The organism is Kitasatospora sp. NPDC088779 (assembly GCF_040685395.1).
Lineage (GTDB): Bacteria > Actinomycetota > Actinomycetes > Streptomycetales > Streptomycetaceae > Kitasatospora.
The window spans coordinates 1-12,525 of sequence record NZ_JBFBHW010000050.1 but is presented as its reverse complement, the minus strand read 5'-3'; the positions used below and the strand labels follow the sequence as shown (position 1 = coordinate 12,525).

The window sequence follows — 12,525 nt, the reverse complement described above, 5'->3', positions numbered from 1 at the left end:
AATCGGCCGATCACCACAGAGCAGTTCGCAGACGCCCGACCAGGGCGCCGCGCGCCGACCCTCGCGTGCCCGGGGCATCCCGGAGGCGACCGTCGCCCGCCTCCCCCTCTACCTGCGCGCGCTCACCGCGCTCTCCGAGCGTTCGGTGCCGACGGTCTCCTCCGAGGAGCTGGCCGCCGCCGCCGGCGTGAACTCGGCGAAGCTGCGCAAGGACTTCTCCTACCTGGGCTCCTACGGCACCCGCGGCGTCGGCTACGACGTCGAGTACCTCGTCTACCAGATCTCCCGCGAGCTGGGCCTGACCCAGGACTGGCCGGTCGTCATCGTCGGCATCGGGAACCTCGGCCACGCCCTCGCCAACTACGGCGGCTTCGCCTCCCGCGGTTTCCGGGTGGCCGCCCTGCTGGACGCCGACCCGAACGTGGTCGGCGGCAGCGCGGCCGGCCTGCCGGTGCGGCACATGGACGAGCTGGAGTCGATCGTCGAGAGCCAGCACGTCTCGATCGGTGTGATCACCACCCCGCCCGGCGCCGCCCAGCAGGTCTGCGACCGGCTGGTGGAGGCCGGCGTCACCAGCATCCTCAACTTCGCCCCGACCGTGCTGACTGTCCCGGACGGCGTGGACGTGCGCAAGGTCGACCTCTCCATCGAGCTGCAGATCCTGGCCTTCCACGAGCAGCGCAAGGCCGGCGAGGAGCCGGACCGCACCGAGTCGGTGCTGGACCGCGCCCCGGGCCCGGTCCGGGCGGCGGCGGCCAAGCTGCGCCGCGCGGCGGGCGGCAGCGGCAAGGGCCGCGGCACCGCCGAGACCGCGGCCAAGGACCAGGCCGAGCAGGGCCAGTCCGGCAAGGGCGGGGAGGGCGATCTCCCCGCGGTGATGCCCGCATGAGCGAGCGAGTCAGCCGCAGGACGCAGGTCGTGCGAAGCGCCCGCCGAGCGGTGCGGGGCGGCATGAGTACGGACAACCGTGGGACCTGGGGGCGGGCGTGAGTCTTCTCGTCGTTGGACTGAGCCATCGCACGGCGCCGGTCGGCGTGCTGGAGCGCGCCGCGCTGACCGGTGAGGTGCCGACCCGGCTGCTGCACGACGCGGCCGCCACCGCGACCGTCGCCGAGGCCGCGCTGCTCAACACCTGCAACCGGATCGAGCTGTACGCGGACGTGGACAAGTTCCACGCCGGCGTTGCCGAGCTGTCGCTGCTGCTCGCCCATCACAGCGGGGTGGACCTGGAGGAGCTGACCTCCCACCTCTACGTCCACTACGAGGACCGCGCCGTCCACCACCTGTTCTCGGTGGCCTGCGGCCTGGACTCGATGGTGGTCGGCGAGGGCCAGATCCTCGGCCAGCTGCGCGACGCGCTGGCCACCGCGCAGGAGGAGCACACCGCCGGGCGCGGCCTGAACGAGCTGTTCCAGCAGGCGCTGCGGGTCGGCAAGCGGGCGCACAGCGAGACCGGCATCGACAAGGCCGGACAGTCGCTGGTGACCTTCGGCCTGGAGCAGGTCGCGGCGGGCGCGGGCGAGATCGCCGGCAAGCGGGCGCTGGTGGTCGGCGCGGGCTCGATGAGCTCGCTGGCCGCCGCCACCCTGGTCCGCTCCGGCGTCACCGACGTGCTGATCGCCAACCGGACGCCGGCCCGCGCCGAGCGCCTGGTCGAGATCCTCGGCTCCGGCGTGGCCCGCACCCTGGACCTGGCCAAGGTGCCGGAGGCGCTGGCCGACGTCGACCTGGTGATCTCCTGCACCGGCGCGGCCGGCGTGGTGGTCAAGGCCGGGGACGTGGCCGCCGCGGTCGCCGCCCGCACCGCCGACCAGCCGCTCGCCCTGCTCGACCTGGCCATGCCGCGCGACGTCGACCACGCCGTGCACGAGCTGCCCGGCGCCCTGCTGGTGGACCTGGAGAGCCTCTCCCGCGCGCACGCGGCCACCCCCGGCGCCGGTGACGTGGACCAGGTCGGCCGGATCGTCGCCGACGAGGTGGCCGCCTTCGGCGCCGCCCAGCGGGCCGCCCGGATCGCGCCGACCGTGGTCGCGCTGCGGGCGATGGCCTCCGGCGTGGTCTCCGCCGAGCTGGGCCGGCTGGACTCCCGGCTGCCCGACCTGGACGAGCGCTCCCGCGCGGAGATCACCCAGACCGTCCGCCGCGTCGTCGACAAGCTGCTGCACGCCCCGACCGTCCGGGTGAAGCAGTTGGCCGCCGAGCCCGGCGGCGCCTCCTACGCGGACGCGCTGCGCGAGTTGTTCGACCTCGACCCGGCGGCCGTGCACGCCGTGTCGGGCACACCCGTCGGCGGCCCCCAGCCCTCGGGCGGGGGCACCAGATGAACCGTCAGCCATCCCACGAGTACCACCGGGACGATCACCTCATGAATGGTCAACCGATCACGGAGCAGACTCCGGCCGCCACCGCGACCCTGCGGCTCGGCACCCGGCGCAGCGCGCTCGCCATGGCCCAGTCGGGCATGGTGGCCCGCGAGGTCACCCGGGTCACCGGGCGCCCCGTCGAGCTGGTCGAGATCACCACCTACGGCGACACCTCCCGGGAGGCGCTGGCGCAGATCGGCGGCACCGGCGTGTTCGTCTCCGCCCTGCGGGACGCGCTGCTGGAGGGCCGGATCGACTTCGCCGTGCACTCGCTCAAGGACCTGCCCACCGCCGCCCCGGAGGGCCTGGCGCTGGCCGCCGTCCCCGAGCGCGAGGACGCCCGGGACGCCCTGGTCGCCGCCGAGGGCCTGACCCTGGACGAGCTGGTGGAGAAGCTGGCCGGCGCCGGCCGCCCGGCCCGGATCGGCACCGGCTCGCCGCGCCGGATGGCCCAGCTGAACGCCTGGGCCACCGCCCGCGGCGCCGCGCTGGAGACCGTCGCGATCCGCGGCAACGTGGACACCCGGATCGGCTACGTGACCAGCGGCGAGCTGGACGCGGTGGTGCTGGCCACGGCCGGCCTCAACCGGCTCGGCCGCAGCGCCGAGATCTCCCAGCACCTCGACCCGGAGCTGATGGTTCCGGCCCCCGGCCAGGGCGCGCTCGCGATCGAGTGCACCAGCGCCGACACCGACCTGACCGCCGCGCTCGCCGCCCTGGACCACGCCCCCACGAGGGTCGCCGTGGTCGCCGAGCGGGCCCTGCTGGCCACCCTGGAGGCCGGCTGCTCGGCTCCGGTGGCCGCGCTGGCCACCTGGGTCCGACCGAACGAACTGCGGCTGGAGGGCGTGGTCGGCGACCCCGACGGCGCCGCCCTGCTGAAGATGTCCGCCAACGGTCCGATCGTCCTCGACGAGACCGCCGAGCAGCACGCGACGGCCCTCGGCCGCGCGCTGGCCGCCCGGCTGCTCGACGCGGGCGCGGCCACCCTGATGGGGGAGCGAGCCCGATGAGCCCCACCGCCGCCACCGAAACCCCGTTCCCGGGCGGCCAGTCCGCCACCGGACGGTGCACCTTCCTGGGCGCGGGCCCCGGGGACCCGGGGCTGCTGACCCTGCGCGCGGTCGAGGTGCTGTCCTCGGCCGACATCCTGGTCGCCGACCCGCTGACCGCGGTGGCCGTGCGCACCCACTGCCCGGCCGGTGTGCAGGTGCACACCCCGGCCGCCGAGGGCGCGGACTTCGACCTGGCCCGGCTGGTCGCCGAGGCCGTGCGGGCCGGCAAGCACGTGGTCCGCACCGTCGACGGCGACCCGGGCCTGGACGGCTGCGCCGCCGAGGAGATGCTCAGCTGCGCCGGCGACGGCATCCCCTTCGAGGTGATCCCGGGCGTCGCCCAGTCGGTCGGCGTCCCGGCGTACGCGGGCGTCCCGCTGCGCGGTGCGGCCGGCACCGACGTGCGCTTCGTGGACGGCACCGCGCTGCTGGCCGGCAGCCCGGTGGACCTGGGCGCGCCGGAGACCACCCTGGTGGTCCGGACCACCCTGGGCCAGCTGCCGGCCACCGCGGGCGCCCTGGTCGCCAACGGCCGCAAGCCGGAGTCGGCGCTGAGCGCCACGCTCTCCGGCACCACCACCCGCCAGCGGACCTTCACCTCCACCCTGTCCGGCATCGCCGCCGACCTGAAGGCCGCCCGGGTGCTGCCCTCGCCGGTCTCCGCCCCGGTGGACCCGGCGACCTCGGTGATAGCCGTGGTGGGCGAGCAGGTCGCCCACCGGTCCTCGCACTCGTGGTTCGAGACCAAGCCGCTGTTCGGCTGGAACGTGCTCGTGCCGCGCACCAAGGAGCAGGCCACCGGCCTGTCCGAGCAGCTGCGCTCGTACGGCGCGGTGCCGCAGGAGGTGCCGACCATCGCGGTCGAGCCGCCGCGCACCCCGCAGCAGATGGAGCGGGCCATCAAGGGCCTGGTCACCGGCCGCTACGAGTGGATCGCCTTCACCTCGGTGAACGCGGTCCGGGCGGTCCGGGAGAAGTTCGAGGAGTACGGCCTGGACGCCCGCGCGTTCGCCGGGATCAAGGTCGCGGCGGTCGGCGAGACCACCGCGCAGGCCCTGGTGGACTTCGGCGTGAAGCCGGACCTGGTGCCCTCCGGCGAGCAGTCCGCGGCCGGCCTGCTGGAGGACTGGCCGCCGTACGACCCGGTGTTCGATCCGATCGACCGGGTCCTGCTGCCGCGCGCCGACATCGCCACCGAGACCCTGGTGGCCGGCCTGGTCGAGCTGGGCTGGGAGGTCGACGACGTGACGGCGTACCGGACGGTGCGCGCTTCGCCGCCGCCGGCCGAGACCCGCGAGGCGATCAAGGGCGGCGGCTTCGACGCGGTGCTCTTCACCTCGTCCTCGACCGTGCGGAACCTGGTCGGCATCGCGGGCAAGCCGCACAACGTCACGGTCATCGCCTGCATCGGCCCGGCCACCGCCAAGACCGCCGAGGAGCACGGCCTGCGGGTCGACGTGATGGCCCCGGCGCCGTCGGCGGCCGCGCTGGCCCAGGCGCTGGCAGACTTCGGGGCCAGGCGCCGCGACACCGCCACGGCCGCCGGCGAGCCGGTCTACCGGCCCAGCGAGCGCCGTCCGGGTTCGCGCCGCAAGGCCCGCTGACACCCTCGGGACCGGGGGCGGCGATCCGTCGCCCCCGGCACTGCACAACCGTTCGGAGAGAGAAGCCGTGTCCGCTGAATTCCCGTACGTACGCCCGCGCCGGCTGCGCCAGAGCCCGGCGATGCGCCGCCTGGTCGCCGAGACCCGGCTGCACCCGGCGGAGCTGATCCTGCCGCTGTTCGTCCGCGAGGGCGTCAGCGAGCCCGTCCCGGTCACCTCCATGCCGGGCGTGGTCCAGCACACCCGGGACACCCTGCGCAAGGCCGCGGTGGAGGCGGCCGAGGCGGGCCTGGGCGGCCTGATGCTGTTCGGCGTGCCGGCCGTGCAGGACGCCACCGGCAGCGAGGGCACCAACCCGGACGGCATCCTCCAGCAGGCGATCCGCGACGTGGTCGCCGAGGTCGGCGACGCCCTGGTGGTCATGTCCGACCTCTGCCTGGACGAGTACACCGACCACGGCCACTGCGGCGTGCTGGCCGCCGACGGCAGCGTGGACAACGACGCCACCCTGGAGCGCTACGCCGAGATGGCCCGGGTGCAGGCGGACGCGGGGGTCCACCTGGTCGGCCCGTCCGGCATGATGGACGGCCAGATCGGCGTGATCCGGCGGGCGTTGGACGAGGCCGGGCACCAGGACGTGGGCATCCTCGCCTACACCGCCAAGTACGCCTCGGCGTTCTTCGGGCCGTTCCGCGAGGCGGTCGGCTCCTCGCTCAAGGGCGACCGCAAGAGCTACCAGCAGGACCCGGCCAACGCCCGTGAGGCGCTGCGCGAGCTGGAGCAGGACCTCGCCGAGGGCGCCGACCTGGTGATGGTCAAGCCGGCCATGGCCTACCTGGACATCCTGCGCCAGGTCGCCGACGCCTCCCCGGTGCCGGTCGCCGCGTACCAGGTGTCCGGCGAGTACGCGATGGTCGAGGCGGCCGCGGCGAACGGCTGGATCGACCGGGAGCGGATGATCATGGAGACGCTCACCTCGATCCGCCGCGCCGGCGCCGAGCAGATCCTCACCTACTGGGCGGTCGAGGCCGCCGCGATGCTCAAGTAGTCGGCGGTCACTCGCCCGCTCGCCTCAGGCTCGCTCGGGGCGGTGCGGGCAACGAGAAGGCCGGGCCGTTCCCCGTGGGGGCGGCCCGGCCTTCCGGGTTCTACTTCCAGCCGTTGATGTGCGCGAAGCCCTCGCCGCCGCCGATCACGTCGGTGGAGGTGGCGGCGCCGCCGCCGAAGCCGCCGGCGATGACGTCGCTGGTGTGGCCGACGCCGAAGCCGGCACCGGCCACGAACGGCTGGTCGCCCGAGGCGACGAACTCGCCGCCGCCCGCGAAGCCGACGTGCGCGAACGCCGGGGTGGCGGCACCCGCGAGCGCCAGCGCGGCGGTGGCGGTCAGTGCGGCCTTGGCCAGCTTGCTCTTCATGGAAATGCCCTCTCTTTCGGAGCGCCCCGGCGGGCGCTGCCTCTGACACGTGATCACATCCGGCCGTTCGGGTCGGCACCCCACGCGCCGGTCCGAACGTCCGCTCACCCGGCCGGTCCGCGCCTGTTCGGCGGCGGCCGGCCGGACACCTCGCCCGTGGCGCCTCGAGCGCCCGTAGCGCCCGGAGGGCCCGGGGAGACGTACCTCCCCGGGCCCTCCGTCCGTGCCGTGCCCCTTGATCAGCCGATCAGGTGCGAAACGCCCGCGTCGCCCGAGGACTGGGTGTTCTGGCCGACGTTGCAGATCTGCTTCGGGGTGCTGTTCAGGATCGGCACCTCGACCGGAACCGCGACGCCGACCACGGCGACGGCGATGTTGTGGACCTCCGGCAGGCAGATGTTCGCGTTGTCCAGGGTGTGGAAGTTCGGGCTGCCGTTGCCGTGGGTGCCGGTCTGGTTGGTGCCGCCGTTGCCCTGGACGGAGGTGGCGGCGCCGTCCGAGTCGACGATGGCGGAGGCCGAGCCGGCGGACATCGCGATGGCGGCGGCGGCCAGGCCGGCGGCGGCGAGGGACTTCTTGATCATTTCCGGTTTTCCTCTCGAGGGGTGAATCGGGGAGCGATTCGAAGGGTGGTTCAGGGGAGTGCAGCTGGGGGAACGGTCAGCCGATCAGGTGGGACACGCCCGCGTCGCCGTGGCTCTGGGTGCCCTGGCCCTGGGTGCAGTACTGCTTGCCACCGCTGTTGGCGATCGGGACCTCGACCGGGACGGCCACGCCGAGCACGCCCACCGCGATGTTGTGGATCTCGGGGAGGCAGACGTTCGCGTTGTCCAGGAAGTGGAAGTTCGGGCTGTTGTTCCCGACCGTGCCGGTGAAGTTGGTGCCGCCGTTGCCCTCGATGGAGGCTGCGGCGCCGTCCGCGTCACCGATCGCCGAGGCGGGCGCGGCGGCGGCGGCCAGCGCGGCGACGGCCAGGCCGGCGGCGGCGAAGGACTTCTGGATCATGGGGAGATCCCTCTCTGAAATGCTCTTGGTTTCCGTGCGTACAACGCGTAGAACGCTCAGACCCGGTCTGCAGTCACTGACGTCCAGATCAAAGAATGACGGCACGGAAGGTTACGGGGATTTTTGAAAAGAGTCCGGGAGGCGCGTCGAAGAGTGGTTTCCGGTCGGATTATTAGGCCGAACCGGTTAACCGCCGCAATCCGTACTCACGGTCACTCGTTGAGGCAGATTGCTTTCCGGCTGCGCCCCGCAGCCCCTCCCTTCAGGGATCTCCAGTACGGACAGGCAGAACGGTGAAAAGCATGAAGTTCTCCAAGCGGGCCGGCGCGATGCTGTTGGCGGTCGGTGCGGGCATGCTCGCCTCCCAGGGAGCGGCCAGTGCCGCCCCGGTCAGCCCCGACCAGGTCGGTGCCCTGGAGGACAAGCTGGCCACCCAGCAGGTCCCGGCGGACGTTCCGCTCACCCCGCTCGGCAGCCGCGTCACGGCCGGCATCCCGACCTCGCTGCTCCTGCCGCCGGCGCCCGGCCGCACCACCAGCACCGAGCTCATCCCGGACCGGCTGGTCCCCGAGCTGCAGACCGGGAAGGTCGGCCCGAGCGCCAAGGCCCAGTTGCCGCTCCCGCTGGTCGACCAGGGCGCCGACCTCGGCCAGGTGCTGCTGGAGGCCCCGGCCGCGCCGCTGCACGCCGACACCCCCGGCCTCGCCGTCGGCAAGCCGCTCGCCCTCGTCCAGGACGGCACCGGCCAGCTGGCCGACGGCCGGCTCAAGGTGGGCGAGGTGGACCCGCGACTGGTCACCGGCACGGTGCAGGCCGTTCCGGGTGCCACTGCCAGCCTCGGCGACGACGACCACCCGATCTCGGTCACCGACAAGGTGGGCGACCTGGCCGCGACCACCACCGCGACCACCACCGGCGTGGTGCAGCAGACCGGCCTGACCGACCTGACCCAGCTCTGAGCCCAGCGGCTCCGGGCACGGTGGAGCCCGGCACCCCGGACGCGACCGGGGTGCCGGGCTCCCGCCTGCGCCGGGCGGCTCAGCCCGGCAGCACGCCGGTCAGCCCACCGACCAGCGGGAGGTCCCGGATGCCGCCGCCCGCGCTCAGCGGGCCGGTCAGCCCGCCGGTGCCGACCGGGGCCAGGCCCTGGTCGGGCTTGACGGTCGCGCCGTTGTTGAGCACGTCGGCCGAGGAGTTCGCCCACGGGTCCAGGCGCAGGTCCTTGACCGGCGCGAGCCCGTAGCCGAGGCCGGAGGTCGTCCCGTTCAGCGCCTGACCGACATCGGTCTTCGCCAGCTTGGCCGGGCCCGACGCGGGGGCCGAACCGGTCGTGGTGGCGGCCTGCGCCGAGCCGGTGCCGAGCAGCACCGTGGCGCCGACGGCGACGACCAGGCAGGCCCCGCTCTTCTTCGAAACCATGCGGATCACCCTTCGGTGGATCGGGGGCCGGACGGCCACCGGCCGCCCGGGGATGCCGAACTGCCCCCCGGCCGGCTGGTCGGGGGGCAGTACGGCCGGAACGGGTGCCGATCGGGGATCAGCAGTCGTCCGCGGGCGGCGGGGGGAGCTCCACGTTGGCGCAGCTGTTGCCGAACGCCGGGTTCAGCAGGCCGACGATGTTGATGGAGTTGCCGCACAGGTTGACCGGGATGTGCACCGGGATCTGGACCTGGTTGCCGGAGACGACACCGGGGGAGCCGGCGGCCACGCCCTCGGCGCCGGAGCTGGCGGCGGCGGACCCGGCCGCGCCGAGCACCAGGCCGGCAGCGGCGGCGGACAGGACGGCGGCCTTCTTCACGTTCTGCATGGGGGTTGATCTCCTCGATCACACACGGGTGGAGCGTGCCGCGCCCCGGCGTCGCGGGGCGCGGCACTCGGTGAATCAGCTGTCGACGGTGCGGCGACGGCCGGTTCAGCCGGCGTTGACGCAGGTGTTGCCGAACGCCGGGTTGAGCAGGCCGATGACGTTGATGGAGTTGCCGCACAGGTTGATCGGGACGTGCACCGGGATCTGGATCTGGTTGCCGGAGAGCACGCCGGGGGAGCCGGCGGCCACGCCCTCGGCGCCGGAGCTGGCGAACGCACCGCCGGCGGCACCGAGGACCAGACCGGTGGCGGCCAGGGACAGGACGGCGGCCTTCTTGAAGTTGCGCATGTCTTTCCTCCGTTTTCTGCCCGACGGATGGGAAATGTCGGGAGCCGGGCGAGCACGAATACTCACCCGCTGGCTTCTGGGGATTGCCGTGATTGTCACTCCGGCGGCGCACACCGGCGTGTTTCGCCCATGGCTCGGGCGTCGACGCGGCCGCCGCGTTCTTCCAGCACCTCGCGAACAATTCCCGCACGGCCGGGAGCGGTTCGGGCGGAGGTGCGACCAGGGGAATTCCCGGTCAGGCGCTGAGGCAGTTATTGCCGAACGCCGGGTTCAGAAGGCCCACCACGTCGATCGAGTTGCCGCACACGTTGAGCGGAATGTGCACGGGCACCTCCACTGAGTTGCCCGAGACCACGCCGGCCGAGCCGGCCGCGACACCCTCGGCGGACGCGCCGTGCAGGTGGTGGGCGGATGCGACGCCGGCGCCGGCGGCGAGCAGGGCGGCGCTGGCCGCGGTGCCGACGACGCCGTGGGCGAGCTTGCGCATGGGCGGTACTCGATTCGTGTGAAGGGGACCGGGTGGATCGTGTTCCGCCAGAGAGAACGAGGCACCGCGCGAGGGGAAACGGTCCGGTCCGCTGATCACCCGAATGCCGGTCGCCGTCCCCGTTGGGCCGGATGGGTGACAGTGCGTCCACTGTCGCAACCGGCCCGGGTGGGTGTCGTTCTTGATGTCGCACTCCCCGTGCATCTCTGTATGAACAGTCAGGAGGCTCGTATGAGCATCAAGAAGACCGCCGCCGTCGGCGCGGCCGTGGTGGGCATCGTGGCCGCCGGCGCCGGCACCGCGATGGCCAGCTCCGGCGCCGAGGGTGTCGCCGCGGGTTCCCCCGGTGTCATCTCGGGCAACCAGGTTCAGGTTCCGGTTCACGTGCCGGTCAACCTGTGCGGCAACACCATCGACATCATCGGCCTGCTGAACCCGGCGTTCGGCAACCACTGCGCCAACCTGGGCTGATCCTGCTCCCGGTTCGGCCGGTACGAGCCGCCGTTCCGCGCTTCCCTCCTGGGGCGCGGGGCGGCGGCTCTCCGCATGTCCGGGGGCGTGTCGGGGCGTCAGGTTCCGGCGGTGTCGCAAGCCTTGTTGCGTTACTTGTCAGTACCTAGAATATGAGACCTGCTCACCTTTCTTGCTCCGCGCCGCTCGGCGCCCGGCCGGGCGGCCCCCCACCCCCCCCCGCAAGGAGTCGCGTGTGATCAGGTCCCGACTGACAGCGGCGCGGCGGCCCCGGACGGTGGCGCGCCGCTCCCCGTACGGCGCACTGCTCGCCACCGGCGCCCTCGTCGCCGCCCTCGGCCTGGCCGGCGCCCCCGCCGCCCTCGCCGACCCGGCCCCCGCGGCCGGCGCCACCCGCCCGGCCGCCATCGTCGCCCTGGGCGACAGCGCCATCTCCGGGGAGGGCGCCGGCACCGACACCAACGACGGCTACTTCCCGGAGACCGACAGCCCCACCAACTACTGCCACCGGCACCCCAAGTCGGAGATCTTCGTCACCGACATCCCCGGGGTCACCCCGATCGACCTCGCCTGCTCCGGTGCCCAGACCGGCGACCTGGTCAGCGATCCCGAACTCGCCAAGGTCACCGGCTCCGGCAGCGGCGACTTCGGCGAGCCCAAACAGGACGTCAAACTCGCCGACGCGGCGGGCAGGTACGACGTGAAGATGGTCGTCGTCACGATCGGCGCCAACGACGACTTCGACTTCAGCGGGATCATGATGCACTGCCTCGCGCAGTACTTCCCGATCCCCAAGGACCAGGGCTGCCGCGACACCATCGGCAGCGACGAGATCGTCCAGCGCGCCAAGCGGGTCCAGCCCAAGGTCGTCGCCGCGCTCCAGAACATCCGGCAGACCATGCGGAAGGCGGGCTACGCCGACTCCTCGTACCAGCTGGTCTACCAGTCGTACTTCAATCCGATCACCCCGGACATCCGGCGCAACGACTACCTCGGCAAGGTCGCCGACGGCTGCCCGGCCTTCCCCGAGGACCTGGCCTGGGGCCACAACTGGGTGGTGCCGACCTTCAGCGACGCGCTGCGCGGCGCCGCCGAGCAGGTGCCCGGCGTGCGCTACCTCGACCAGCGGCGGGTCGCCTTCGGCCACGAGGTCTGCGCGGAGTGGACCAGTTCCCCGTACGAGTACAGCAACGGGGACGTCATCAACCTCGCCGAGTGGGCCCGCAACGGCTGCGACTCGCAGATCGGCATCCCCGGGCTGTGCATGAACATGGTCCGCCAGTCGTACCACCTGAGGGTGGCCGGCTACCGAGGCGAGGGCGTCTGCCTCGGCCAGTTCTTCGCCAAGCCCGAACTGGCGCAGGCCTACTGCACCCTCAACCAGCAGAACACCACCTCCATCCAGCCGCTCACCCCCGGGCAGCCGTTCGCGGACGTCCCCGAGGACGGCTCCTGGTACCAGCTCACCAACGCGGCCAGCGGCAACGCGCTCGACCTCACCGGCGGCGGCACCTACGGCGACTCCACCAACGGCCGGGCCGCCATCACCTATCCGGCCACCGGCGGGCTCAACCAGTCCTTCGTCCTGGAGGCCAAGGCCGGCGGCAGCTACGAGCTCGACTTCAGCGGCAACCGGGACATGTGCCTGGACGCCAACGCCGCCTCCACCACCGCCGGCACCCGCATCCAGCAGTGGCGTTGCAACGGCGGCGGCAACCAGCACTGGGTCCTCAAGCCGGCCGGTGGTGGCCGCTACAAGATCGCCGACTCCCAGGACCCGACCAAGGTGATCGCCCCCGGCACCACCCTCGACGCCAAGGGCAACCCCGCCGTCGAACTCGCCACCGACACCGGCGCCGCGACCCAGCTCTGGCAGCTCACCAAACTCGGCATCGTCTACCTCCACGGCTGATCCCGGGCACCTCCGCGGCGGGGGGCCCCCCCCCCCCCGGGGGGGGGCCCCCCCGGGG

The 12,525-nt window shown here is 73.1% G+C and carries 15 protein-coding genes; 8 read left to right on the top strand and 7 right to left on the bottom strand.

Annotated elements, in window-relative coordinates; genetic code table 11:
• Nucleotide 1 precedes the first annotated feature (1 nt).
• From AB0P03_RS32650 to hemB, 5 genes are all read left to right on the top strand, one after another.
• Nucleotides 2-889, top strand: coding sequence for a redox-sensing transcriptional repressor Rex (locus AB0P03_RS32650; protein ID WP_363587805.1), 888 nt, complete (start codon nt 2-4; stop codon nt 887-889).
• A gap of 97 nt (nt 890-986) precedes the next feature.
• Nucleotides 987-2,324, top strand: coding sequence for a glutamyl-tRNA reductase (locus AB0P03_RS32645; RefSeq protein ID WP_363632221.1), 1,338 nt, complete (start codon nt 987-989; stop codon nt 2,322-2,324).
• Between the two features lie 41 nt (nt 2,325-2,365).
• On the top strand, nt 2,366-3,376 hold the full coding sequence (gene hemC / locus AB0P03_RS32640) for a hydroxymethylbilane synthase (protein WP_363587777.1): 1,011 nt from the start codon (nt 2,366-2,368) through the stop codon (nt 3,374-3,376).
• Nucleotides 3,373-5,022 carry a bifunctional uroporphyrinogen-III C-methyltransferase/uroporphyrinogen-III synthase gene (locus tag AB0P03_RS32635; RefSeq protein ID WP_363587779.1) on the top strand — a complete coding sequence of 550 codons (1,650 nt, stop codon included), beginning with the start codon at nt 3,373-3,375 and terminating at the stop codon, nt 5,020-5,022. Before hemC ends, AB0P03_RS32635 begins: the two co-directional genes overlap by 4 nt.
• Nucleotides 5,023-5,089: 67 nt before the next feature.
• Nucleotides 5,090-6,070, top strand: coding sequence for a porphobilinogen synthase (gene hemB / locus AB0P03_RS32630; RefSeq protein ID WP_363587781.1), 981 nt, complete (start codon nt 5,090-5,092; stop codon nt 6,068-6,070).
• 100 nt (nt 6,071-6,170) lie between these two features.
• Here hemB and AB0P03_RS32625 read toward each other — a convergent pair whose 3' ends face one another.
• From AB0P03_RS32625 to AB0P03_RS32615, 3 genes are all read right to left on the bottom strand, one after another.
• The gene (locus AB0P03_RS32625; protein ID WP_063348859.1) at nt 6,171-6,437 is read right to left on the bottom strand and encodes a hypothetical protein; all 267 of its coding nucleotides are present in this window, start codon (nt 6,435-6,437) and stop codon (nt 6,171-6,173) included.
• A gap of 239 nt (nt 6,438-6,676) precedes the next feature.
• Entirely contained in the window at nt 6,677-7,021 is a 345-nt protein-coding gene (locus tag AB0P03_RS32620) for a rodlet layer protein (protein WP_363587783.1), read from the bottom strand.
• Nucleotides 7,022-7,097: 76 nt separating this feature from the next.
• On the bottom strand, nt 7,098-7,442 hold the full coding sequence (locus AB0P03_RS32615; RefSeq protein WP_030232098.1) for a hypothetical protein: 345 nt from the start codon (nt 7,440-7,442) through the stop codon (nt 7,098-7,100).
• A gap of 302 nt (nt 7,443-7,744) precedes the next feature.
• On the opposite strand from AB0P03_RS32615, the gene AB0P03_RS32610 reads away from it, so the two are divergent.
• Nucleotides 7,745-8,401, top strand: a complete 657-nt coding sequence (locus tag AB0P03_RS32610) for a hypothetical protein (protein WP_363617823.1) — start codon at nt 7,745-7,747, stop codon at nt 8,399-8,401.
• Nucleotides 8,402-8,480: 79 nt separating this feature from the next.
• Here AB0P03_RS32610 and AB0P03_RS32605 read toward each other — a convergent pair whose 3' ends face one another.
• The 4 genes from AB0P03_RS32605 to AB0P03_RS32590 all read right to left on the bottom strand — a co-directional run bounded on the left by AB0P03_RS32605 (nt 8,481) and on the right by AB0P03_RS32590 (nt 10,084).
• Nucleotides 8,481-8,861, bottom strand: a complete 381-nt coding sequence (locus tag AB0P03_RS32605) for a hypothetical protein (RefSeq protein WP_363632219.1) — start codon at nt 8,859-8,861, stop codon at nt 8,481-8,483.
• Between the two features lie 118 nt (nt 8,862-8,979).
• Complete coding sequence (locus AB0P03_RS32600; protein ID WP_063348863.1) at nt 8,980-9,249, bottom strand: chaplin; 270 nt, start codon at nt 9,247-9,249, stop codon at nt 8,980-8,982.
• Between the two features lie 105 nt (nt 9,250-9,354).
• A complete protein-coding gene (locus AB0P03_RS32595) occupies nt 9,355-9,597 on the bottom strand; it encodes a chaplin (RefSeq protein ID WP_363587789.1) in 243 nt (80 codons plus the stop codon).
• Nucleotides 9,598-9,832: 235 nt separating this feature from the next.
• A complete protein-coding gene (locus AB0P03_RS32590) occupies nt 9,833-10,084 on the bottom strand; it encodes a chaplin (RefSeq protein WP_363374899.1) in 252 nt (83 codons plus the stop codon).
• A 231-nt stretch (nt 10,085-10,315) separates the two neighbouring features.
• On the opposite strand from AB0P03_RS32590, the gene AB0P03_RS32585 reads away from it, so the two are divergent.
• Both AB0P03_RS32585 and AB0P03_RS32580 read left to right on the top strand, forming a co-directional pair.
• Nucleotides 10,316-10,555, top strand: a complete 240-nt coding sequence (locus AB0P03_RS32585) for a chaplin (RefSeq protein ID WP_363587791.1) — start codon at nt 10,316-10,318, stop codon at nt 10,553-10,555.
• Nucleotides 10,556-10,790: 235 nt separating this feature from the next.
• The gene (locus tag AB0P03_RS32580) at nt 10,791-12,467 is read left to right on the top strand and encodes an RICIN domain-containing protein (protein WP_363632217.1); all 1,677 of its coding nucleotides are present in this window, start codon (nt 10,791-10,793) and stop codon (nt 12,465-12,467) included.
• The last annotated feature ends 58 nt before the right edge of the window (nt 12,468-12,525 follow it).